This is a genomic window from Moraxella nonliquefaciens (assembly GCF_001679005.1).
Classification (GTDB): Bacteria; Pseudomonadota; Gammaproteobacteria; order Pseudomonadales; family Moraxellaceae; genus Moraxella; species Moraxella nonliquefaciens.
This window is the reverse complement of sequence record NZ_LXTW01000006.1, coordinates 73,978-99,655: the sequence shown is the minus strand read 5'-3', so window position 1 is coordinate 99,655 and position 25,678 is coordinate 73,978. Positions and strand designations below refer to the sequence as shown.

Annotated in this window: 19 protein-coding genes and 1 pseudogene; 15 read left to right on the top strand and 5 right to left on the bottom strand. The window is 43.1% G+C overall.

The window, feature by feature from the left end:
* Positions 1-1,082: 1,082 nt before the first annotated feature.
* The 6 genes and pseudogenes from A7456_RS12025 to A7456_RS03605 form a co-directional block, all read left to right on the top strand.
* Positions 1,083-2,120 (top strand): annotated as a pseudogene (locus tag A7456_RS12025) (methyl-accepting chemotaxis protein); the annotation flags it as partial.
* 21 nt (positions 2,121-2,141) lie between these two features.
* Entirely contained in the window at positions 2,142-3,011 is an 870-nt protein-coding gene (locus A7456_RS03625) for a CheR family methyltransferase (protein WP_067007662.1), read from the top strand.
* Between the two features lie 83 nt (positions 3,012-3,094).
* Positions 3,095-11,143, top strand: coding sequence for an Hpt domain-containing protein (locus tag A7456_RS03620; protein WP_067007659.1), 8,049 nt, complete (start codon positions 3,095-3,097; stop codon positions 11,141-11,143).
* Between the two features lie 30 nt (positions 11,144-11,173).
* A complete protein-coding gene (locus A7456_RS03615; RefSeq protein ID WP_082995425.1) occupies positions 11,174-12,292 on the top strand; it encodes a chemotaxis protein CheB in 1,119 nt (372 codons plus the stop codon).
* Positions 12,293-12,422: 130 nt separating this feature from the next.
* Entirely contained in the window at positions 12,423-12,923 is a 501-nt protein-coding gene (locus A7456_RS03610; RefSeq protein WP_066893840.1) for a hypothetical protein, read from the top strand.
* 29 nt (positions 12,924-12,952) lie between these two features.
* Positions 12,953-13,480 carry a cytochrome b gene (locus A7456_RS03605; RefSeq protein ID WP_066893986.1) on the top strand — a complete coding sequence of 176 codons (528 nt, stop codon included), beginning with the start codon at positions 12,953-12,955 and terminating at the stop codon, positions 13,478-13,480.
* 101 nt (positions 13,481-13,581) lie between these two features.
* On the opposite strand, the gene ahpF is transcribed toward A7456_RS03605, so the two are convergent.
* The gene (ahpF, locus tag A7456_RS03600) at positions 13,582-15,138 is read right to left on the bottom strand and encodes an alkyl hydroperoxide reductase subunit F (protein ID WP_067007656.1); all 1,557 of its coding nucleotides are present in this window, start codon (positions 15,136-15,138) and stop codon (positions 13,582-13,584) included.
* Positions 15,139-15,419: 281 nt separating this feature from the next.
* Here ahpF and A7456_RS03595 point away from each other — a divergent pair, with 281 nt between their 5' ends.
* Positions 15,420-15,641 (top strand): YdcH family protein, encoded by a 222-nt coding sequence (locus tag A7456_RS03595; protein ID WP_062500321.1) that lies wholly within the window; start codon positions 15,420-15,422, stop codon positions 15,639-15,641.
* A gap of 156 nt (positions 15,642-15,797) precedes the next feature.
* Here the strand turns inward: A7456_RS03595 and ahpC are convergent, their stop codons facing one another.
* Positions 15,798-16,364, bottom strand: coding sequence for an alkyl hydroperoxide reductase subunit C (gene ahpC / locus A7456_RS03590; RefSeq protein ID WP_067007653.1), 567 nt, complete (start codon positions 16,362-16,364; stop codon positions 15,798-15,800).
* A 191-nt stretch (positions 16,365-16,555) separates the two neighbouring features.
* Here ahpC and A7456_RS03585 point away from each other — a divergent pair, with 191 nt between their 5' ends.
* Positions 16,556-17,455: a hydrogen peroxide-inducible genes activator gene (locus A7456_RS03585; RefSeq protein ID WP_067007650.1), complete on the top strand. Its 900-nt coding sequence runs from the start codon at positions 16,556-16,558 to the stop codon at positions 17,453-17,455.
* A gap of 63 nt (positions 17,456-17,518) precedes the next feature.
* On the opposite strand, the gene A7456_RS03580 is transcribed toward A7456_RS03585, so the two are convergent.
* A complete protein-coding gene (locus A7456_RS03580) occupies positions 17,519-18,160 on the bottom strand; it encodes an OmpA family protein (RefSeq protein WP_067007647.1) in 642 nt (213 codons plus the stop codon).
* 605 nt (positions 18,161-18,765) lie between these two features.
* Here A7456_RS03580 and A7456_RS03575 point away from each other — a divergent pair.
* The 5 genes from A7456_RS03575 (at position 18,766) to minE (ending at position 23,281) form a co-directional block, all read left to right on the top strand.
* Positions 18,766-19,722 (top strand): acetyltransferase, encoded by a 957-nt coding sequence (locus tag A7456_RS03575; protein WP_066893846.1) that lies wholly within the window; start codon positions 18,766-18,768, stop codon positions 19,720-19,722.
* Between the two features lie 198 nt (positions 19,723-19,920).
* The gene (locus A7456_RS03570; protein ID WP_082995423.1) at positions 19,921-21,027 is read left to right on the top strand and encodes a hypothetical protein; all 1,107 of its coding nucleotides are present in this window, start codon (positions 19,921-19,923) and stop codon (positions 21,025-21,027) included.
* Between the two features lie 153 nt (positions 21,028-21,180).
* A complete protein-coding gene (gene minC, locus A7456_RS03565; RefSeq protein ID WP_067007705.1) occupies positions 21,181-21,966 on the top strand; it encodes a septum site-determining protein MinC in 786 nt (261 codons plus the stop codon).
* Positions 21,967-22,188: 222 nt separating this feature from the next.
* A complete protein-coding gene (minD, locus tag A7456_RS03560; protein WP_066885469.1) occupies positions 22,189-23,004 on the top strand; it encodes a septum site-determining protein MinD in 816 nt (271 codons plus the stop codon).
* Position 23,005: 1 nt separating this feature from the next.
* Positions 23,006-23,281 (top strand): cell division topological specificity factor MinE, encoded by a 276-nt coding sequence (gene minE, locus A7456_RS03555; protein ID WP_029103917.1) that lies wholly within the window; start codon positions 23,006-23,008, stop codon positions 23,279-23,281.
* Between the two features lie 3 nt (positions 23,282-23,284).
* On the opposite strand, the gene A7456_RS03550 is transcribed toward minE, so the two are convergent.
* Together A7456_RS03550 and A7456_RS03545 are read right to left on the bottom strand one after the other, a co-directional pair.
* Entirely contained in the window at positions 23,285-23,833 is a 549-nt protein-coding gene (locus A7456_RS03550; protein ID WP_066885463.1) for a Sua5/YciO/YrdC/YwlC family protein, read from the bottom strand.
* A 57-nt stretch (positions 23,834-23,890) separates the two neighbouring features.
* A complete protein-coding gene (locus A7456_RS03545; protein WP_066893850.1) occupies positions 23,891-24,607 on the bottom strand; it encodes an elongation factor P hydroxylase in 717 nt (238 codons plus the stop codon).
* A 112-nt stretch (positions 24,608-24,719) separates the two neighbouring features.
* Between A7456_RS03545 and A7456_RS03540 the strand changes: the two genes are divergently transcribed.
* On the top strand, positions 24,720-25,253 hold the full coding sequence (locus A7456_RS03540; protein ID WP_067007644.1) for a YceD family protein: 534 nt from the start codon (positions 24,720-24,722) through the stop codon (positions 25,251-25,253).
* A gap of 119 nt (positions 25,254-25,372) precedes the next feature.
* The gene (gene rpmF / locus A7456_RS03535) at positions 25,373-25,555 is read left to right on the top strand and encodes a 50S ribosomal protein L32 (protein WP_066885454.1); all 183 of its coding nucleotides are present in this window, start codon (positions 25,373-25,375) and stop codon (positions 25,553-25,555) included.
* The last annotated feature ends 123 nt before the right edge of the window (positions 25,556-25,678 follow it).

Below are 25,678 nucleotides of genomic sequence, written 5' to 3'. Positions count from 1 at the left end.
TAAGAAAAGCGGGCAGCAGTGATAAGTGGCTCGGTTTTAAAAGGATAAGCAAAATGAATGATGTGAGCAAAGTCTCAGAACCCCTAGTGGTCGCCCCAAAGTCAGATTCAGAGAAAAAGTGGTGGACACTACTGATCATCTCTGGATTTATTGCCATGTTTAGCTTGGCGTATTTGGCGTACTCACTGCTAAAAGTAACCGATTATCTTGGCGATGTTAATCAGCTGGAAGTTAATGCGGTAAATATCGTCAAAAACATCAATGACGCCACGTTTTCTCGTGATTTTGATGTCAGCAAAACCGCATATGCCAAACTGGTGGCGGATGTGCAGTCCTATGAGTTGGCACTATCACGCCTACAAAACAACAAGATGGTGGGCAATGCAGGAGCAATCAACGCCATCAGCAATGACTGGCAATCCAAAAAGGACAGTGTGGATTATATCGTTGCACATCAAAATGACATCAATGCCTTGCAAGATTTACAAAAACAAGTCCAAGATGCCACTCATCAAATGCAAGAGCAATATGCCAACGTTACCGACCAAGCCATGAAAGTGGGTGTATCGTCTGCTTTTATCAAAGAAATTCAAGGGCAAATTTTACGGCTTGAACGCATCAGCGAAAAAATGGCGGCATTGACTAGCAGTACAGGCACCAATACCGATGAGTTTAAAGCAGAAGTGGCAAATTTTTCACGTGTTTTGGACAATCAACAAGGAGCCTTTGGGCAAGTCTCCCCAGCCTTGCAAAACATTAATGATACGTATCAGCAAATGGTCAAACCTGTCATGGGTCAGCTGACCGACCTAAGTAACCCCACCATCCAATCTCGTGAATCCGCCCAAGCACTTACCGACCTTGCCACCAAAACCCAAGAACAGCTGTCTAAGATTGACCGTGGTATCATTACCCAAAAAAGCATTCTCATCCCTGCACTTTTGTTGTTGCTTAGCAGCCTTGTTTTGGCATTTGCCTTGTATCGCTTGCTAAGACAGCAAAGCAGTCAAGAGCTGCGTGTGAGTGAAAAAGAAAACTTGCGTCAGCGTCAAGAGATGGAAAAGGAAGCAGCACGAGCCAGACAAATCCAAGAAGAAAACGAACGCTCACAAATGGCGATTTTGCGACTGCTTGATGAATTGGGAGATTTGGCAGAGGGTGACTTGACCGTAAACGCCACTGTATCAGAGGATTTTACAGGGGCAATCGCTGACTCGGTAAACTTTGCCATTGACCAACTGCGTCAGTTGGTACTTGCCATTAACACCACCGCCGACCGTGTTGCTCAGTCATCACAACAAACACAGATGACCGCTGTGGAGCTTGCCGAAGCATCTGAGCATCAAGCCCAAGAGATTGCTGGTGTATCTGCTGCTATTAATGAAATGGCGGTTTCTATTGATCAGGTATCAGCGAACGCATCAGAATCTGCTTCGGTTGCTCAGCGTTCGGTTGTCATCGCCCAAAATGGTGCAAACGTGGTACAGCGTTCCATTGAGGGCATGAATACCATTCGTAATCAGATCCAAGAGACATCCAAACGTATTAAGCGTCTGGGTGAATCATCACAAGAGATTGGTGATATCGTCGGTCTGATTAACGATATTGCTGACCAAACCAATATCCTAGCCTTGAACGCCGCCATTCAAGCATCGATGGCAGGTGAGGCTGGTCGTGGTTTTGCTGTTGTTGCCGATGAGGTTCAGCGACTGGCAGAACGTTCTGCTGCGGCAACCCGTCAGATTGAGACGCTTGTTAAGACCATTCAAGCAGATACCAATGAAGCGGTATCATCCATGGAATCAACCACCTCAGAAGTTGTTAAAGGTGCCAAACTTGCCAAAGATGCTGGTGAAGCACTAGATGAGGTGCAAAACGTATCAAATACATTGGCAGACTTGATTCAAAACATCTCAAACGCTGCTCGTCAGCAAGCCACATCAGCAGGTCATATTTCTAGCACGATGAACATCATCCAAGACATCACATCTCAGACATCATCAGGTACGATGGCAACCGCTCGTTCGGTAGGTCGTCTAAATGAGATGGCAGCGGCACTCCAAGAGTCGGTATCTGGCTTTAAGTTGTCAAATGATGATGATGTCTTTGCTGACAGCTGATTGTTGGTGTAGGGGGACGTGATGAATCTGCCTTTGTGGCAAGCGTGCATAGAGCGAATCTGTGGATTTGTGTTACCATCGGTGCAACATAATTGGCTCATTCATGCCATTACAATCACCGCCCAAAATCATGGCATGAGTGCTGATGAATTGTACGATACCATACAACATGACAACATGATTTCATCGCAACCATTGTCGGCTTTGACTCAGTCGTTACTTGACAACCTACTCATTACTGAGAGTCGGTTTTTTCGCCATGAGCCGTCTATAACATTTGTCGGAGAGTTATACAAATCCCACATTACCGAGCGACACAAAGTAACCCCATCTTTTGACATACCATCCACATTCTCGGTATGGAGTGCAGGATGTTCCACAGGTCAAGAGACGTATTCCTTAGCGATGGTGCTTGACTTGATATCTCGGCAGTTTGTCAGTGCTCTGCCATTTCAGGTTAATGGGTCGGATTTGTCTTCTCGTTCATTGGCATTGGCAAAAAAGGGTGAATACATGGGCAGACAAATTCATGAAATACCTGCCCGCCATCACTCTCAGCTTCATGCCATACAAAATAATGCAGATGTTGCTGATTGCCAAAAAATATGGCAAGTGAATCAGGCAACCCAGCAACACACTCATTTTTTTTGGCATAATCTTTTTGCAAAAACACCACTTGAACTGCCTAAGCAACAGGTGATTATTTGTCAAAATGTGCTGATTTATTTTAGAAAATTTGACCAAAGAGACATCTTGGCATATTTTGTGCAGAATTTAGACATTGGGGGTTATGTTCTGCTTGCTCCCAATGAGGCCATGTTTTGGCAACACCCCAGTATGAGACGTGTGGATAACGGACAAATTAATGCTTGGCAAAAAATAAGCCAATAAATGACCACCCACATCAAATAATGATTTAAAAATGGCGTAAGCCGATCAAGATATTATTTTTAAGATTGTTTTAGGATGATAAGATGATTAAGCAGTCCAATGAATTAGTGGCATTAGAATGGCTCATTGACCCATTAAATCAGGAATTTTGGGCGTTGCATGCCCATATAGCACCATCGCCATCTGAGCTTTTGGCTCATTTTGCTCGTCAATATGACATTATTGGCAACGTGCTTGTCATGGCAAATTTACCCGACTTTACCAAACTTGCCCAAACCATCGCCCAAACTGCTGATTATTTTACAAAAGTGGGCAACCCTGCGGTATTAGCACCAAAAATCATCTATGCCAGTCATCTGTTGCAGCATGAGATAAATCGCTATGCCACCACTGGATTTTTGCGACGCTCTTTATTAAATTCACGCATCTATTATTTGAATTTGGTGAGTGCTCATTTGGGGGACAATAATATAGACAAACAAAGCATTTTGCAATCAGTTGTCCACGAACGATTTAGTGAACAAATACAGTTACATGCCATACAGCCAAGCGTACTAGATGATAATAATTATCAAGAAATCAATCAGGCATGGCGAACGCTTGCAGGGCAACTTATCCAAAGTGGGGTCAATGGCGAACAATTAACCAAATTGCGTAACCTTAGTACACATTTGGCAGGGGCAACAGTAGAGCCTGTATTGCAAAGGTTGTGGCTTATCACGGTATTATGGCTTGAAAATACAGCACTAAATACCAAGCCGTTACCATCTTATTATGCCCATATTTTAGGTGAGCTTGACCGTGTGATTGCTTTTCAAAAGGCAGGCATTACCCCAGAGCTTGAAGCGAGTATTTGGCTTGAAAATGTCATTGCTGATATTTATGTGGCACTTGCCAATCTGGACACACTCAATGAGCAAGCTCATAACTTTTTAAAACGTCTCAATGAGATTTTAACGGACAATCAAACTTTCTTTTCCCATGTATTAACCACCATTGAAGGGCTAATCTTTGCGTTGGCAGATAACAAGATTGAGACAAATGTATTATCTGCCCTACAAGAGCAACTGTCAGCACGTGGTTGGTCATTTTATGCTCGCTATGTGGAACAAATCATCAATGATGCCACCACCGCTCAAAGTAGTAATGAGATGTTTGCTCAAATGCAATGGCAAATAAACACTCAGCTCCAAGATTTGTATACCGCCATCACCAGTACCGCCGAGGTTATCAACACCAAAGACAATCATCATGATGAAATGATTGCCAATGACAATGATGTACTTCGTGATGTGCGTATTTTGATGGAGCAGTTTAAAGATAAGTTCTTAGATTACCTACAAGATAAGCAAACTGATAAACTGCCATCATCTAAGAGTTTTGAGGTGCTGGTCAAAAGTTTTAATGACCTAGGATTGTTTGATGCAGCGACAGTGGCAACAAAAATGGCGGAGGTGTTCACCCTGCTTCAAGACAAATCACCAAATCATCTGTCATGGCAAATTGCCCATAAGACCGCAGAGGGCTTGTCTTTATTTGAGATGTTCCTTGATAATTTGGCACAGCAAATATTTGATCATGCACTGCTGACCCGGATAGAAGAATGTACCGATGATGTGCAAAAATTATTGCTTGATGCCAATCTAAACGAACCTGAACTGTCTGATGTGGAGATGGCACGACGTCTTGCCCATCAGCATACCACACTTTATGATGATGCAGGCGAACATTTGCCCGCTTTATCATCGCAGACGCATTTAGATGATGCCCAACAGACGCTTGATGTGGATACAAATGCAGATATGGATTTGGGTGTAGATTTGGATGCCCATAATGAGCAAGTCCACCATGCACAAGATGTTGTTGTGAGTCATACTGATGAATTGTCTGTACAAAACAGTACCCAAGATAACCATCAAGATAACCATCAAGATGAGCATCAAGATGAGCATCAAGAGCAAGTTACAAATGCGTTACCAACAGATGATGTCTCTGTGGATGATGATGTGATAAATACTGATGCCGATGCCGATGCTGATAATGTCAGCATTGATGATGCCAATCTGGATATCCATCAAGATGCTAAGACAGTTGCCATAACGCCAGATGAACATGCTAATGTCACAGATACCAGTTACCAAGATGTCAATCATCATAACACCCAAGACGACCAAATCAGTCAAGCATTTCAAGATGATTTTGATGATTTATTTGATGACACGCTTAGCTTTGATGATGACTTTGGTATTGATGATGTTGCAATAAGCACTAACAACCAAACTGATTTTGATATTTCAGACGATGAACTCTTTGATGATATTTTTATTGATGAACCCATATTATCAAATAACCAAGACACCCAAAATCAAGACACCCAAAATCAAGATGAATCACAAATCGCCCAACAACTGTCTGATGATATTGAGCTTGATTTGTTTGATGATGGTATTGCACTGACCTTAGATGACGATGATGACCATGATGATGAATTGTTGGTAGATGAGTTATCCGACCAAGAGCCAAGCACAGCAGAAGATGGCGTGTATGCTGCCCAAGATGATGAGATTTTGTTGTCTGATTATGTCAATGAAGGCACGGTAGATAATGTTGTACCAAGTCTTGCAAGCAGTGAGTTATTGGCTTTTGATGAGCCATCTGCTAATGAGATAAATGCAGATGAGATGACGACTGATGTGGATGTTGTTCAAACAGATGATGATCAAAATGTGTCCGATAAGGTTGTCTTTGATGATGAGATGGCTCACGAACCCAAATCGGAGGGCGATTCTGAACAGGATGTGGTATTGGTTGAGCCTAAATTGGCGGACAACTTTACCAACCAAAGACAAGATGAACCACAGTCAAATGAAACAGAGCAAATTCTTATCGGAGAAAATGACGCTGATGACGCTGATGATAAAACTTACCAACAAGATGAACCTACCGAGCAAGTATTGGATGATGGGCAAGATACAGACTCTCTAAGCGAAGCTTATATTGCTGCCAAGGCAAGCCTAAAAGAGGATGATTTTAGTCATGATGAAGAATTTCGTGAGATTTTTATCGAAGAAGTCGATGAAGTCATGGAAGAGATGCACACGCACCTACCAAAATGGCAAGATGACCCCCAAAATCTCAAACCGCTAAAAGAGATTCGCCGTAATTGGCACACACTCAAAGGTTCAGGGCGTATGGTTGGAGCGTTGCAAGTGGGTGAAACCGCTTGGGCAATTGAAAACATGCTAAACCGTGTCCTAGATGAGACGATTAAAATCAGCCCTGATGTGGTGGCCATTGTCAGTGAGACCGCCAACATTATCCCCATCATGGTGCAAGATTTTGCCAATACCAAATCCCCCAGTGTGGATAATGCACTGGTGGTCATGCGTGCCAATAACATTTTGGCGGGCAGACCTATGGATGAAGGCGCTCCTAAGCCAGCAGATGAGAATGTGGCAGATGATTTGGCATCTGATGAAACTGACATGAGTGCTGGCGACGATGAGAGGGTAATTGATGAGGCAGAACAGGCATCAACAAGTGATGTTGGCGACGGTTTAAATGGTGTTGATGTTGATGAAGTATCATCAAAAACACAAAGCACGCTACCAGATGTGTTAATGCCTTTTATTGAGACCGCTAAGGCGACCACGTATGAACCGATGGAAGTTGATGAGGACATTCGTGAGATTTATATTGAAGAGGCAGGCGAGGTCTTAGAGACCATCATTCCGCTTTTTGATAAATACCAAAGCAGTCCTGACAAAGGCACGCTGACCGACATCCGCCGAGGTTTTCATACGCTAAAAGGTTCAGGGCGTATGGTTGGGGCGTATGAATTGGGTGAGTTGGCGTGGTCTATTGAAAACATGCTAAACCGTGTCTTAGATGAGACTGTACCGATGGATGCTGGCATGCAAGCTCTCATTGGCGATGTGATTGGTGAGTTTAGTGCATTGGTGTCAATCTTTAAATCCAAATCTGATGATTATCCTGCCAAGATAAAGCTGTGGGAAGCGGTGGCTCATGCGTATAGCAAAGGGTATGGCAAAGACTTTGATTATCGTATGCTAGATGTCAGTGATGATTTAGATAAAGATACCGATATCAAAGATGGCGATATTGACAAGCGTATTGATGTTGGTTGGCAATCATTAGATGACAAAGGGTTGGTGTCTGAACCTGTTTTGACAAAACCATCAGCACAACACTTATCGGGTCAAGATATTGGCAATGATGAGGTCATCCAAGAGGCAAACAACACTCAAGAGAACAAAACTGCCAAGAAAACCAAGCCTGCCCACGAAGCACTTAATCTGGTAGAGCAGGCAGGTCAGTTAATGTCTCGTACGACACCAAGAAGTCCTGCAAATGATGAAGAGGACATGCTGTGTCAGATTTTTATTGAAGAAGCCAGAGAGCTTTTGGCAGAGGTAACCACATTTTTAGATACGCATGAAGCAGATGCTAAAACGCCTGTGGATAATAACGTGGTGCGTGCATTTCATACCTTACGTGGGGCATCGGGTTTAACACCGCTTGTGGAGGTAGGCGAGGTAGGTGCCATCATTGAGCGTGGTTTGCAAAGTTTACAGCATCATGACGCACCGATGGGCAATAAGCACAAACAAGCACTCAAAAATGCGGTGGCATTCATTGATGGTTATTTAAATGCTTACAATCAAACCGATGATAATCTCATCAGTGCCCAAGAGTTGGGAGAGCTTGCTGATGATAAACAAGAAATCAAAGAATTAATGCTTGATGAGAATGATATTTATCATGTAGAGACTCTCATTGATGGCATTGATGAACTGCTAGATGCTGAACTTGAACTGGAAAATGTGGTTGGCAAAGAGCATGATGTTGTACAAAGCTATGCCAAAACACAACTTGCCCAAATTGAGACGCTCTTAGAACGTACGCATGACTTACCAAAATTTCAAAACCTGCTCATGTCCTTAAAATCTGCCTATGAACTCATAAAAGAACATCCCGAGCAGGCCAAAGATGATGGCTTTATTGATGCCTTGCTTGCGGTGCATCATGAGCTCATTGGGCTGTTTGATGCCATGGCAGGCAGCATGGCATTGACGGTAAATAAAGAGGCTTTAAATCATCTAAATACCATCACATCAGAGCAAAACAATTATTACCAAGAACTGGCAAATGTCTTAACAGAGCAGTCCGCCCAAACAAATGCCACTGCATCTCAGACATCAGATGATGAAAAGGCATCGCAGTCAGCCCCTATTCGTTTGGAGACAATTAGCACCGATGACGAACTGCTAGAAATCTTTTTGGATGAAGCATTAGAGCTTGATGCTGAGGTGACAGAAGTTTTTGGGCAATGGCGTGATGATAAAGACAACCTTGACCACCTAAAAACTTTGCAACGTCATTTACATACCATCAAAGGCGGGGCGAGATTGGCAGGCATTAGTAGTATTGGTGATCTCACTCACGAAGCAGAGAGTGTGTACGAACGTTTTACAAACAAGCAGATGACCGTTACCGACCTGTGGGTGCGTACCATGCAACGTGTGCAGGATGTGTTGTCTTTGCAGTTGGATGCGGTTAAAAATACCAAGCAGTCTTTTTTTGCTGATAATACCATTGCTGATTTGCAAGCCTATTTGTCCGCAGGGAAAGTGCCAGAGGGGGCAACAATAGCCATTCCCATGCTTGACACCAAACAAGGTCAAGAAACGCCATCCACGCCAGAGACAAGCGAAGCACCACTTGATGAGACGGTCAAATATCAGCGTTTTATCAATGATTCATGGCAGAATGTGCTGCCTGATAAGGACATTTTGGCTACATTCTTAGAAGAAGCCAAAGAACTTGCTGAGAGCAGTAGCGAAGATTTTGTGGCGTTTCGTAATAACACATCAGATGTGGCAAGTTTGCAGTCATTACAGCGTAAGCTACACACCATCAAAGGTGGGGCGAGAATGGTCTCTGCCAACGGCATGGCAGATTTGGCTCACGAGATGGAGACCGTTTATGAAGAGTTGGCAAACCGTCGCTTGCCCGCCACACGCATGGTAACAAATCTACTCTTTGCCTGTCATGATTGGATCACATCAGCGATTGGATTGCTTGAACACAATTATAACCCACCACATCCTACGCCACTGGTGGATGCCCTGCGACATTTTGTCAAAAATCCTGACAACTTAAATGAAGTGCCTGTGGTTTCGCTTGAAAAACAAATTAATGTCATCAACGAATACCAAGCCTTTTTGGCAGCATCTAAAAATGTCCGTGACATCAGTCACATGCCACCTATGAAAGGTGTGTTTGGTGAGAGCGTGGACAGCAGTAATAGCAATGAGATGATTCGCATCTCAGCCCCATTACTTGAACGCATGATTAACCTGTCAGGTGAGGCGGCGATTAACCGTGCTCGTATTGACATGAATCTTGCCAGCATCACAGGTAGTATTGAGGAGATGGGTGTTACGGTTCAGCGTCTGTTTGACCAGTTGCGTCGGATGGATATTGAGCTAGAAGAGCAGATTTTGGCACAGATTGATGATGATGGTTTAGATGAGGGTTTTGACCCTTTGGAGATGGACCAATATTCATCACTAAACCAGCTGTCAAAATCACTCTCGGAGTCGGCGTCGGATTTGCTAGACATTAAGGCAACCATGCTTGATAAGACCCGTGATGGCGAAAATTTATTGCTACAACTGTCACGCACACAAGCGGACTTACAAAACAGTCTGATGAATTCACGGATGGTGCCTTTTTCACGTCTAACCCCACGCTTGCAACGTATCGTGCGTCAAACGGCCAGTGAGCTTGGCAAAAATGTTGAGCTGACAGTGATTAACGCCGATGATGAGATGGACAGAAGCATTCTTGACCGCATCACATCATCGCTAGAACACATGCTTCGTAACGCTGTTGACCATGGTGTGGAGATGCCCGCCAAACGGAGCGAGATGGGCAAGCCACTAACAGGACGTATCGTGTTGGAGGTCATGCGTGAGGGCGGTGAGATGGTTATTTTGCTCTCTGATGATGGTTCAGGCGTGAACGTAGAGGCGGTACGTAATAAAGCCATCAGTCAAGGACTTATCAGCCCCAATGAGAAGCTCTCTGACAGTGATATCATGCAATATATCTTTAACGCAGGTCTGTCTACCACAAGCAAAGTAACTCAAATATCAGGGCGTGGCGTGGGCATGGATGTTGTGCGAACAGAGATTCGTCAGTTGGGTGGCTCGGTATCGGTAGAGTCAGAGTCTGGCAAAGGTTCTCGCTTTATCATTCGTGTACCACTGACTGTATCTATGTCAGATGTGCTTGTTGTACGAGCGGCTGACCGCCAGTATGCCATTCCGTTGGTGCAGATTGAGAGTGTGGTACAGATGAATGCCACCGAACTACTGGCTTATCATCAGTCGGGCAAAAACACCATCAAGATTGACAACAAAAACTATCGCTTGCGTTATCTTAATGAAATTTTGGCGGGTAATTATTTTAATGAGATTGTCTCAGGTACTACCTTGCCTGTCATCATCATCAAAACACAAACAGGACAAGCTCTTGCCTTACAAGTGGATGAAATTGTAGGCTCTCGTATTGAGATTGTGGTAAAACCATTGGGTCGCCAACTGTCCAACTTATCGGGCATTTCAGCGGCAACCATCATGGGCGATGGTTCGGTCATGCTCATCCTTGACCTGTTAGCACTCATGCGTACCGCTCAGGCAAAACGAGAGGTCAAAGAGGTAGAACCTACTGCCAGTCGTCGTCATCTTATCATGGTGGTAGATGACTCGGTAACAGTACGTAAGGTAACCTCTCGTTTCCTAGAACGTCAAGGCTTTGAGGTAATTGTTGCCAAAGACGGTGTTGATGCCATTGAGATTTTGCAGGACAACATGCCTGATTTGATGTTGCTTGACATTGAGATGCCACGCATGGATGGATTTGAGGTTGCCACACAGGTACGTCATAGTTCTCGTTTGAGCCATTTGCCAATCATTATGATCACATCAAGAACAGGCGAGAAACACCGAGATCGTGCCTTTGAGATTGGTGTTAATGACTACATGGGTAAGCCATTCCAAGAGATGGAACTGCTGGGACGTATTGGTAATTTGCTTAACATTTAGCGTTTGATTGATGGAAGATGATGGTGGGTGATGGAATCTAATAAAAAAGTGCCAAAACAAGAGTCTTTGAGTGTGGCGGCACAATATTGGCAAAGTAAGCTAAATAACGCATCTCCTGCTTGTCAGCTCTGGGAAAAATCAGAGACTGATGAAATTTGCACCCATCCGCCCACCACATTTGATGAAGTCAAAGATATTAAAATCATCGTGGTCAGCGACCAACGCAGTCAGCGACTTGCTTTTGATGATGGTTTGCGTAAAGCAGGCTTTGATGTGATCGGCTGTTTTGACATCAAACAGCTTGATGTGATGATAAAATCAAAACTGCCCAAAGGTATGGTGTGGCTGGTAGAGTCGCCTTTGTCGGATGGATTGCAGGCACTCATTGACAGTTATCAGCCACGCCTGATGTTAGTGGGTTTTCAAGAGGCACCCAACCCAAAGCATGATGAGGCTTATAAAAAATGGCAACGCTCCCTATTACGCCGTCTTTGCGACTCACTTGGCTTGCCCATGATAAAAACTGAGGATAAAAACCCCAAAGTTGTCTTTCATGTGTCTGTACGCCCTTGGAGATATGTGCTGTTTTTGGGAGCATCCATGGGTGGGCCAGATGCCTTGAAGGTGTTTTTGGATAATGTTTCTGCTCAGTTGCCACTTGCTGTTTTAATCGCTCATCATTTTGACAAAGAGATGATTCATGGTTTGCCAAAGATATTAAGTCGTAATAATGAATGGCGATGTCGGGTAATTGGCACAAGCCAGCGACTACAAACAGGCACTTGTTTGATTGCTCCGATTGAACAACAAATCGTGTGCGATAGTGAAGGACGGGTGATTTTGTTGGATAAGGTGTGGGAGGGTGAGTACCAGCCGAACATCAGCCAGCTGCTTAAAAATACCAGTGATGTGTATGGCAGTGACCTTATTGGCATCATATTCTCTGGCATGGGTAACGACGGCTCTGCCCATCTTGCTCAAATTAACCAAAATAAGAGCCATCTTTGGGCTCAAAGTCCCAAAAGTAGTGTCTGTTCAAGCCAGCCCCAAGCGGTGATTGATTCAGGGTTTTGCCAGTTTTCTGGGACGCCGTTGGAGCTTGCCAATCGCATTAATCATATGCTTGGCGGCTTTAAATGCCCAAAATAACAAAAGATGACAATCCAAATCTGTCCATATCATCGGATGTGTTGTAGACCGATGGCTTTGACAAAAGTTGTATGATAACAGCATTAAAGAATGTATCATTTGCCATTTAGTATTATTATTAAGAGACGTTATGAGAAAAATCCAAAAACACCAGTTTGAACCTGTCAGTTTGCTTACCGCTGAGCGTGGCATGATTGAGGTAACCATCATCCCTGCCATCGGTCAGCCCAATTGGCTTGTACCAACCGCCCTTATCATGAGTGTGGATGAATACCATGAACGCATTTGGACATATCTGTGGCGTGGACAAGAGGTCTCGGTATATCATTTAGTACCCAAAGACATTGAAGCGGATAAACTTGTCATCTTAGAGGGCAACTCAGATGTGCACCGTTTGGTATTGCAGACCACAGGTGAGCTGATGACCAAACGGGTGCGTATTTCAGATGTTACAGATGTTACTCTAAGTGATGAGGAGATGGCTGGTATCTGGTTGTCTACTCCCAATCTGCCCAATCGTGAACAAAAACAAGAAAGCTATCTGTATCAAGCGGTCATGTTAGATGGTGCGATACATGTCGTGCCAGATTTGGATTTAATCGCTCACCGTTTGGTGGATTTGGACAGTTAATTCCCCCATTTTTATTCATGAAAAAAATTATGACCACGCCAGCCAAAAGCCAGCCAACACAGCGTACTGATAAACACAGCCTTTTTACTCGTATTTTTCATTGGGTGGGGGCGTTACTTATCATCGTGGCATTTATTAGCATTAATATGGGTGATGAATACATCAGTTTGCATAAATCCATCGGGGCAAGCTTCTTTATTTGGACGGTTTTGCGTATCATTAACCGCTTTATTACCAAAACACCGCCGCACCCGCCCATGCCAAAATGGCAAACGGCGATAGCCCATCTGACCCATTTGGGCTTGTATGTTGCCATGCTTGCCATGCCCATCACAGGCATGCTCATGAGTATGTATGGCGGTCGTGGCGTCAGCGTGTTTGGATTGTTTGGTTTACCAAGTGTGGTTGGTATTGATAGGCAGATGGCAAAAGTGATGAACGGATTACACACAGGGATGGTGTTTTATGTGCTGGTATTTTTGGTGATTGCCCACGTTGGTGGGGCGTTGTATCATCAATTTGTGATGAAAGATGATTTGATGAGTGTCATGAAATAAAATGAGCGGTCAAATGCAAAACAAGCCCCAATATCTGTTTGGGGCTTGTTTTTGGGGTGTGTTTTTGTTATCAACCAAATACAGGCGCGCTCTAACTGGCATCAAGAATTCATCATGAGATATTCAAAGGCGGATAATCCTGCTTTTGAACCCTCACCCATGGCAATGTTGATTTGCTTATAAGGCACAGTGGTTACATCTCCGCAGGCAAATATTCCTGCCTTATTTGTGCGACATTTGGCATCAATCTCAATCTCGCCATGCACACTCATTTCAACCAAACCTTTGACGACATCAGAGTTTGGTACCAACCCAATTTGCACAAATACCGCTGACAACGGTAGAGTTATATTCTCGCCCGATACTCGGTCTTGATAGATGAGACTGTCTACTTTGCCATTATTTGCTGTAATCTCTTGGGTGGCGGCATTACCTATGATGGTAATGTTGTCTTTGGCATTGGCTTTGTCAATGAGTACTTGATCAGCACGCAATTTGTCGCTAAATTCTAGCACAGTGACATGATGAACAATACCTGCTAAGTCTAATGCTGCTTCTATGCCTGAATTACCACCACCGATGACTGCCACAGGTTTGCCCTTAAAGAAAGGGCCATCGCAATGTGGGCAATACGCCACACCATTACCGATATTCTCATCCTCGCCTTTGACACCAAGTTTACGCCATTTGGCTCCTGTTGCAACGATAAGCGTGCGTGATGTCCAACTTGCTCCTGTGTTTAGGGTAATCTTATAACCGCCTTTGACCTCTTCAATGCCAGAGACACTCACGTGTTCTTTGATGGTAATGTTGTATTCTTTAATGTGAGTGCTAAGGTTGTTGGCTAGGGTGTTACCATTGGTCAGTGGTACGGAGATTAGGTTTTCAATGTCTTGGGTATCCTTGACTTGCCCGCCAATACGGTCAGCCACAAGTGCCACACGCAGTCCCTTGCGAGCGGTATAGATGGCAGCTGCACAGCCTGCTGGCCCACCACCGATGACGGTAACGTCTTGTGTTTGTAGCTGTTCTGTCTGACCATTTGCCAATAAATCAGGATGCTGGGTTTGGAGTTTGTCAATGATACGGGCGGTATCTACTTTGCCATTTAAAAAAGGTTCGCCATTTAAGAATACCGCAGGCACACCTTGAATGTTGTTGGCCTCCACAAGTTCAGGGAAGACACTCCCATCTATCATCTCGTTTTCAATATTGTCATTTAATAGGGCAAATTGGTTCAATGCTTGCACAACATCAGGGCAGTTGTGGCAAGATAATGACACAAAGGTTTGAAACTTTAATGGCTTTTGAATGCGTCCGACCAATTCTTGAATGCTTTTGTCCAGTTTCATCTCATGACCGCCTGCATGCAAAATGGCAAGCAGCAGCGATGTAAATTCATGACCCCCTGGAATGCCACTAAACACAATGCCTGTATCACGGTTATCGGCACTAATCTTAAAGCTCATGGGGGATAAATCGGTATCTACAAGGGTTTTATCAAAGCCGATTTTATCCGAGCAACTGGCGATTTGTTCTAAGAAATCCACAAGATTGGCACGTCTGTCATGATTGCCTTGCCCCAAAACCATCTGGATGGGGCGGGTCATGTTGGTGCTGTATGATTTGATGGCATCAAGTAAAGATTGGTCTAGCATGGTGTGTACCTATATATAAAAATGTTTAAACTGCCCAGCATTATAAGGGCTGTTTTGTATTTAGAAAATTTAAACGTTTTTAAGATTAAGTTCATAAAACTTAATCAATAACAAAAAAGAAAATTCATACAAAAAAGCACATAAAAAAGAGAATTACGCTTGCTTATGCCATGAATTCTTGCTAAGATAAAGCCATATCAAATGAGCAGATTTGATGGTAAGTCGCCATCAAATCAGCTCTTGCAGTATCTCTAACCCATTGATATATCAGGAGAATTTTTATGTTCCCAGAATACCGTGAACTCATCACCGAACTAAAAACCAAAAATGATTTGCATTTTGTTAAACTCTTTGATGCTCATAACAAACTTGATGAAGAGATTACCAATCTTGAAAATGACCCCATTGCCCATAATAGTCGTGGCGAAGAAATTGAAGGGCTAAAACGCAAAAAACTTGCCCTAAAAGATGAATTGTATCAATATTTGCTTAGTAAGGCATGAGTAGGTTATTTCAAAAACGTTTTACATGCAGGTTTTAAACATAGGTTCTAAAACACAGGTATGAGACCTGTGTTTTTTATGTAATCATTTTTCATTTGACCATAAAAAATCGCCCAAATTTTGAGCGATTTTATCTCTTTTTGACCAATCATCAAATCAGATTTTACCAACCAAATCCAAACTTGGTTTTAAGGTTTCTTGACCTGCCTCCCAAGCAGCTGGACAAACCTCGCCGTCATTATCACGCACATATTGGGCGGCCTTGACTTTACGAATCATGTCTTTGGCAGAGCGACCGATGCCTAAGTCGTGAATCTCGGCAACCTTAATAAGACCGTCTGGGTCTACTAAGAAAGTACCACGCAATGCAGCGTGCTCGTCTTCAATCATGATGTTAAAGCCACGAGTGATTTTACCAGTGCCATCACCTAACATTGGGTATTTTACTTTGCTAATGGCAGCAGATGAATCGTGCCATGCTTTGTGAACAAAATGGCTGTCGGTAGAGACGGCATACACCTCCACACCAAGGGTTTTTAGCTCTTCGTAGTGGTCAGCCATGTCTTCAAGCTCGGTTGGGCAGACGAACGTAAAGTCGTGTGGGTAGAACATGAAAATGGACCATTTGCCTTTGGTGTCTTCTGATGAGATGGTTTTGAACTCACCGTTGACAAAAGCTTCGGTGGTAAACTCTGGAATATGTTGATTAATGATGGCAGTCATAATATTACCTATGGTTTGTTGTTAAAAGTGGCATGACAAAGCACAAAAAGCTCTGCCATAAACTGATTTTTCATAAACATGATAACAAAATTTAACGGTTTATCCAGTTAAAAGTTTTAAATAAAAGGTTTTGTTTTATTAAACTTAGGTGTAAAATAGCGGTTATGATTTTTTAAAATAAGGAATGTGTGATGATTACTTTGCGTCAGTTAGAGTTCGCCCTTGCCGTTGCCAAACACAAGCATTTTAAACGTGCTGCCGAGGAGTGCAATATCTCCCAATCTGCCCTAAGTCTTGGCATTGCTGAACTTGAAAAACAGCTGGACACGCAAATTTTTGAACGCAATAACAAGCAGGTGCTTATCACGCCCATCGGTGAGGAGTTGTTGGAGCGAGCCCAAAGAGTGTTTAGCGAGATTAATGACCTGACCACACGGGCACATAGCCATCAGTTGCCCCTTGCTTATCCCATGACAATAGGCATCATTCCAACCATCGCCCCATATCTTTTACCCAAGGTGCTACCAGCTCTAAAACAAAAGCATCCTAATTTTGATATTGCGGTGAGAGAAAAGCAGACCGAGCGACTTTTGGAGCAGGTGCGTTATGGACATATTGATACTGCCATCGTTGCCTTGCCTTATGCCATTGATGGTCTGCATGCGTTTGAGTTTTGGGCGGAGAATTTTTATGCCATTTTTCCCAAAGATGCCAAGCAAGATAAGACAAGCATTTCAAGCACAGAGTTGTTTGAAAATGATGTGCTGTTGCTGGGTGAGGGTCATTGTTTGACCGATCAGGTGCTGTCTGTTTGTACCATGAATAAAAATGAGCTAAAATCAGGCTTTTCTGATGCCACACTTAACACGCTCATTCAGATGGCAAAAGTGGGCATGGGGACGACCTTAGTGCCTAAGATGGCATTAGAGCAAATCGGTGATGATGTAACCACCTTGCCCCTAAACGAGGCAGGGCCACACAGACGACTGGCATTTGTTACTCGCCTAAACTACGCACGGGTCAATGATGTTAAGACCCTAAGCGAGATTTTTAATGAAGCCCTGAGCATCCATGAACAAGCCATGAATTAAACAAAAAAATACAGGTCAAATTCAAAACCTGTATTTTAGCATCAAAAGATGGTAAAAAGGCGATTAATTCATGTTGTTTGGTGCCAAAATGGTCAGCTCAACACGACGGTTTGGTTCGTATCTGCTACCAAATTGAGTGGTTGCACCATGTCCGATGGCATCAATACGGTAAGAGTTAACACCACGACCTACCAAATAGTTGGCAACAGCAGAGGCACGATTTTGTGATAGTACCTGATTAAAATTGGCATTGCCTTCAATGGAGGCATAACCATTGACCATCACTGTGGTTTGGTCATACTGATTGAGTGTCTGAGCCACCTGATTTAGTGTGCTATATGAGCTGGACTTAATGTCGTATCTGCCAACATCAAAGGTAATCGCCTCTGGGATGGATAGGTTAATGTTATTGGTAACAGGGTCTCTTTGAACCTCAATGCCTGTGCCTGCGGTTTGCTCTTTGAGTTTGGCTTCTTGACGACTCATATAAGCCCCCACGCCTGCACCGAGTGCTGCACCGATGGCAGCATCACGACCGGTATGCTCACCGCCTGTTGCCTTAGAGATGACAGCACCTAGGGCAGCACCGCCCAACGCACCAAGACCTGTTTGTCTTGTGGTGTCGTTCATGCCTGTACCAGTACTGGCACAACCTGCCAAAATCATACTTGTGGAGATGGCTGTAACGGTTAGAATTTTTTTCATAAAATGCTCCGAATAAACGATGGTAAAAAGTGTAAAAAATAAAACTCCAAGGTGATTTGACCTTGATATGTGATATAGAAAAATATCAAAATTCAAGCATTAAACTCAAACTCAAATCATTTGATGAGACTATTATGCCCTAAAAAACGCTCTTATTTGTTATAAGTGTGTAGTTAATAAGTTATTTTAATTGTAAAAGCAGACGCCACTTAGTAAATCGCCCCAATAAAAGAATGATTTTGTTGGGGTGTTTGCTGTGATACAATTTAATCAATGTTATTTCAATGATGATAAAATCATCATGAGTATGATGTGCGTTGTCATTTTTGTGCGTTGTTATTTTAAAGTTATTTTAAAAATCTTTAAAAAACTTGATGGCTTTTTGATTATCTTGATGAAAATTTGCTAAAATGGAGCATGACCCACCCATTATCAGAGAACATTTATTTTACGGCTTTATGATATTTTGGTTAATGCAACATTTTGGTTAAGTGCGTTGGCGGTATCATGCCTTTTGGCAGGCTGATGATGGGCAGATTTTAACATTAACTTTGAATATTAACTTTGAACATTAATAATGACATTTATCCCATTGGCGGTTTTGTATGTATAACAACACACCTAATTTTACGCTCTTTTTTCAAAAAATCCACAACAAGCACCCCAAACTTGCCCAAAAACTTCGTCTGGGTACAGGACTGGGGACGATACTTGTTAATAGTGTGGCAATCAGCGTGCCGTTATATGGGGCAGGACTTGCTAAGACATTGCTGGGTTCAAAGTGGGGTGATAAAGTGGTGCTGTCCATCGCCAACCACTGGATTAACACCAACAACCGTCTGCTAGATACACTCATGCCAGAGCGTGATTGGCGAATATCGATGCCTGATGACCTAAAAAAGGATGGGCGTTATTTGCTGGTGTGTAATCACCAGTCTTGGGTAGATACGAGTGTGGTGCAGTATGTCAGTCAATCACATTTGCCAGTTACCAGATTTTTTGCCAAACATGAACTGCTGTATATTCCCATCATAGGGCAGGCGTTTTATTTTTTGGATTTTCCGATGATGAAACGCCACACCAAAGCACAGATTGCCAAAAATCCTATCCTTGCTACTGTGGATTTAGAAGAGGCCAGACGTGCCTGTAAACTGCTCGCTGATAAGCCCTTTGTTTTGCTTAATTACCTAGAAGGCACACGCTTTGGCAATGATAAACACGCCCGCCAACACTCACCTTATACACATTTATTAAAACCCAAAGCAGGGGGTTTTGCCTTAGCCATTGCAAGTTTGGGCGATAAGATAGATGGCATATTGGATATGACGGTGGTCTATCCTGATGGTGTGCCTAATTATGGTGAGTTGTGGGCAGGTAAAATGACTCGTTTGGGCGTGGACATTCGTCATTTGAAGATGGATGAGCGTTTGTTTGCTCAGTTAAAAGAGGGTAAATATGACAATGATGAAGCGGTCAAGGCAGAGCTGTTTGATTTTTTAGATGAGGTGTGGACGATTAAAGATGAGCGAATTGGACAGATGATAAGCAAGTTTGATGACTGATGGCGATGGCAATCATGCAATAAGATAATAAGATAATGTTAAACTCATCCCCAACACCCCAGATGTTTGATTTTGTGTGATTTGATGTTGTGTAAATTGCAATTTGTCTGGGGGTTATGCTTTTAAAAATACCCAAAAAGTTTTACAATTACCCAAAAAGTTTTACAATATCGTCAATACAACTGTGATAAACACAACATGAATAACAAGCATACTCCTGATTTATCCGACTTAGAAATCCCCCAACCCTCTGATGTGCCAGATGATGTTATCCCACTTTTTGGGGTAAATAAGGACAAACGAGAGTCCAGCGCCAGACAAAGTCGCACCAAAATCATCTATGATATCGTCATGCTTATCCTGTTGGTTGTTGATTTGTGTTTGATATTTGCCGACAATCTTTTGATGAGTGAACTGATGAGCAAACTTGCCCAGTGGGGTGGATTTGGTGAGATGCTAAACATGTATCAAGTGACTCATCATTTGAGCCTGTCCGTCATTGGTGGCGTATTTACCCTGTTTTGGGTGAGTGAACTGCTGGCACGCTGGTTGCTGGCCATTAAGCGTCGCACTTATTATCGCTGGTTCTTTTTCCCTTTTGTGCATTGGTATGAGGTGCTGGCATGTTTTCCCATACTTCGTGCGTTAAGACTGCTGCGAGCAGGGATTATCATCAAACGACTGCATGACACAGGCGTGATGGTCATTCCTAAAAAGTGGATAACATCTGCCCAGTTTTATTATCATGTCATCTTAGAGGAACTCTCTGACCGAGTGATTTTGACCGCCATTGATAACTTTCGTGAGCAGATGGCACAGTCTAAGACACATGGCACGCTGATTCAGACGACGATTAACCGTAACCGTGCTGAGTTTGAAGGTGTGGTGCTTGATTTGCTTCGTCGTGAGCTTGCCCCAAAGTTGCAACAGGCGTTTTTGGCACAGACAGGGCAGAGGCTCTCGCATGATATTGGTACTTCCGTTGAGCAGGCACTCCTTGACACTCCTGAGCTAAGACGATATCTTAAACTCATTCCCATCGCAGGGGGTATGATAGAATCGCAAATTACAAATGTGGGTCGCCATATCGGTGAGAATGTTACCATGGCGGTCAATGAACATTTGTTTGATGAAAAGACCTTGGATGCACTGATGATTCATATCGCCAAAGGCGTAGCAAATATTGATACCACACACCCACAGCTACAAAATTTTGTCAGTGTGGTGATCGATGATGCCCTAAACGCTTTTGAAAAGCAGATTAAGGTGCAACAGTGGAAACACAAAGAGCAGCTTCATTTATAGTCTATGGTGGTTGTGGTATTTTGCCCATAAATTCACGCCATTTATCATCAAAAACACCAAAACAGCCACATAAGAGCGGTGATTTTACCCTAAAATATCAAAAAAAATGGTAAAATTGACAAAATGTTAGACAATGGTAATAATGGTAATAATATTATGAAAGCAATTACTTTATTTGGCAAGATGCTCAGTTTTAGCCGTCTAAAACTACACACCGATGACTTAACTGCCATCCAAAACGAGTTAAGTGTTGTATTAAAAGATAACGTGTCTGTACCTGTGGTGTTAGAGAGTGAATACAAAATTGATTTGTCAGCATTGGTTGAGATGTTATGGCAAATGGGCGTACAGCCAATTGGTGTGATTGATGGTGTATTAAGCGAGCAGGCAAATGCCCTACGATTGGCGAGCTTTCCTGCTGATGGTAAACGTATGGAACGCATTTTGCCAGTTGATTCACATTTTGCCCCAACGTCAAAAACAAGTAGTGTGGATAATAATGCCCCATCATCACAATCTCAATCATCACAACTAAAATCATCAGAGCAAGCAGGCGAGTTTAGCAATCGGCCTACACCCCAAACCATCCCCCAGCAAGAGCAAGGTGTAACCAGTAGAGTGCATGGTCAAATGCTTCGTTCAGGTCAGAGTTTACAACACTTGGGTGGCGATTTAATCATCATCGGTGGGGTAAACAATGGTGCAGAGGCCATTACCGATAACAGTTTACACATTTATGGGCATGGACAAGGGCGACTGGTTGCTGGGGCAACAGGCGACAGAGATGCCCGTATTTTTTGTCAAAAGTTCAACCCCACGCTGGTCTCGGTAGCAGGTACATACTGCCTAAGCGATGCCATCCCATCTCAGATGATAGATAAGGCGGTGCAAGTTAGCTATGATGACAGTGAGGGGCTTATTTTTACGCTGATGGCATGATGGGTTTGGTTTATCATTTTTTAAAATTATGCTAAAATAGATAAATTTTTCTAAATCTTAACCCAATTTCCAACTTTAAGAACCGATAATGAATAAATGATTGATGAGTAAGAAAAATCACTCATCAGATTGATAATAGCAATAATGGTTTACAAAGACAGTTGGGTATTATGTGTTTGGATTGCTAAAATGTAGCAATGTTAAAATATAAGGAGTTGCCCTGTGGCAAAAATCATCGTAGTAACATCAGGTAAAGGTGGGGTGGGCAAGACCACCACCAGTGCATCTTTTGGGGCGGGTCTTGCAGAGCGTGGTTACAAAACAGTCATCATTGATTTTGATGTGGGTTTACGTAACCTTGACCTTGTTATGGGTTGTGAAAATCGCATTGTCTATGATTTTGTTGATGTCATCAGTGGTAATGCCAAACTCTCACAAGCACTGGTCAAGGACAAACAACAAGAAAATCTGTATATCCTGCCTGCATCACAGACCCGTGATAAAGATGCTCTCACAGATGAAGGTGTGGCAGCGGTCATCAAGGAACTCTCCGAAGAACTTGGCTTTGATTATATCATTTGCGACAGCCCTGCTGGGATTGAACGTGGGGCACAGCTTGCCATGTATCATGCCGATGAGGCTTTAATTGTTACCAACCCAGAGGTGTCAAGCGTGCGTGATTCTGACCGCATCATTGGCATCTTACAATCTCGCACCAAGCGTGTTTTGGAGGGTGGTAGTGTCAAAGAGCATCTTATCATTACCCGTTACAATCCAGAGCGTGCCGCTCATGGTGAGATGATGGGCATTGATGATATCGCCAATGACATTCTAAAAGTGCCACTCATTGGCGTTATCCCAGAGTCTAATGCCGTACTAGAAGCATCAAACCACGGTCAGCCTGTCATCTATTTTAAAGACTCGGCAGCAGGTCAGTGCTATGATGATATCGTGGCACGATTCTTGGGTGAAAATCGTCCTTTGCGTCATATTGATGTCAAAAAGAAAGGTTTCTTTGCTAAGTTGTTCGGGGGCTGATATGAAAAAAGGATTTTGGAGTACGTTATTTGGTGGGGGCGATGAGCCAACCAGTGCGTCTATCGCCAAAGACCGCCTAAAAGTCATCGTCGCAAGCCACGACCGCCTAAACACACGTCTGACGCCTGAACGTGTGGATGAGATGAAGCGTGAGATTTTGGCGGTGGTTAATAAATTCATCAGTGGCGTACAGATTGATGATGTTAATATCAAACAGCGTCATGAAGAGAGCCTTGATGTGCTTGAAATGAACATTAACTTACCCGACCGTAAATAAACCCTAACTGCCCATCAAATCAATCACGGTCATCCTAGCTTCATCAATCACGCCCACATCTACAAAAATCTCTGCCTGTGAGTCCAGCTTGTCTGTTATGTCATATTCATTAACAGACTCGCCTTGACAGATAAGTGGAGCGGTAAAAAATGGCTCATCCATTTGCTCTAATAGTGCCGTCATGATGGGCATGGCAGAGGTGGTAAAACGAAGTGATTTTTTGCTGATGATTTTTTTATTGACCGCTTTGGTTGGCTCTAAGATGAAGACATGATGGGGCAAAAAGTCATTTTTTAGGGTGATAAACGCATCATTTGTTATAACCGCCACGCCTGACAGCTGACTGATATTTTTGCAAAGCAGAACCAAATCAGACTCATTGACCCCCACACGCACCAAGCGTTCAAAGGCATCTTTGGCATTCATTGCAAAAGCAAAACGATAACCACATTCGGTCGGTATGATGACAACTTTGCCTGATAATAGTGCATTTGTTGTCTCATCTAGCAGGCGAGGTTGGGGGTTTTTGGGGTGTATGTATAGCGTTTTCATAAATTATCCTTATTGATGGATGGGCATGTATTGATGGATATATCGCTTGATGGTTGTTTAGATGGTAAGAGATTTATCAGCAAAATGGCATTTATCCAACTTTGGCATGTTCATATCCAAAAACACCCAAAGCAAGCGTTTGGCGTCCAAAGACAGCCGATGGGGTAGTGCGTGTGGATTTTTTAGATGGGCATAAGCTTGGGCGTAGACATCTGTGGCAAAGGTGCTGTTTGATGTGTCAAAATTGGCATTTAGGTTGTCCGCTGAGACATAAAAATGTCGTCCCAGTGCCAACGACAATAAGCATTCAATGGCTTGGGGTTTTATCTCTACTTGTTCAAATTGTCGCTGGGTTATCTCATCTCGCCCATCAGGGCAGTACCAATAGCCAAAATCATGAAGCCCCCTGCGTTTTGTTCCTGCCACACACCAATGGCTAATTTCATGCAAGGCACTTTGAAAAAAACCATGAGCGAACTCAATGCGAGCAGGCATGCCATCTTTGCTGGCAAAGTATTCAGGTTCACTCATGCCACGTACCAGCACGGTGGGTATGGCACTGTGTTCATACAGATGATTAAATAGGTTGATGAGCCAATCGGTCTGTTCATGTTCATCAGCAAGTGCTTGCCATGCCTGTTTTAGCCTGTAATAGGTCTCATCAAAACAAAACACAGACGTTACGCATGCCTGTATGACCTTATCATCATAAAAGGCTTGCCAAAGTGGCGCTTGAAAGTGTAAACCGAGCTTGCTAAAATCAGTGCTTTTCATCTGCTGTATCTAAATTTATCTAAAAAATAAAATTATATCACGCTGGATAAATTTTGCGTGAATTTTGGTGGTTTTTGTGAAATAATAAGCCAAATTTTTATGATGATAAAACATGACCACACTACCCAAAAACATCGCCTTTGATAAATGGGCAGACATTGGCTTTACATGGCAGGGCAATGTTCCTGTAACCGACCTGCCCCGTCTGGCAGAGCAGGTGATGGCTGATGAGATGCTGACGGTTGCCTTGACACTTACCCAGCAAGACAAAATCCTTTGGCTAAACTATGACATCAAAGCAGTGCTGTCTGTGGCTTGCCAACGCTGTCTTGACCCCATGCCTGTGGATATCTCAGGTAACTACCGTATGGCAATCTTAGACAGCGAAAATAAAATTGGCTACCTAAATGCCCTAGATGAGACGGCAGATTATGTTTTGTTAGATGAGGTTTGTCTTGATGATAAAAAAATGATTCCTGTGGCGGACATGCTAGAAGATGAGTTGTTGCTTGCCATCCCGCTTTCTCCACGTCATGATGATTGTGATATGTATACTGACAGTGTGGGCGATGTCGTTGATGAACCTACCGAGAACCCCTTTGCTGTTTTGGGGCAGTTAAGAGATGAGCTGTCAAAGCAGAACTGAAATTTTTGTAAATTTTGCAAAATGGGCTTTTAAAATGTCAAATTTTTGGTATAATAGGGCGTTTAATGTATCTGAGCCTGTTTGGCAGTCATTTACCGTATCTTATTTTAGGAGTTATCATGGCAGTTCAACAAAATCGCAAAAGCCGTTCACGCCGTGATATGCGTCGTTCTCACGACCGTATCAGCATTGCTACTTTAAGCATTGATTCTACTACTGGCGAGAAGCACATTCGTCACCATGCAACCAAAGATGGTTTTTATCGTGGTCGTCAGTTATTTAAAGTAGCCGCCGAAAGCTAATTTGTTTGGATTTACCTTGTAAATACCGAATCTGGCCAAGTTTCATGACCCATGAGCTTGGCTTTTTATTTAAAATCTCTTTAAATTATAGGTTGTCATCAGTTGAGCGTACCTATTTTTGGA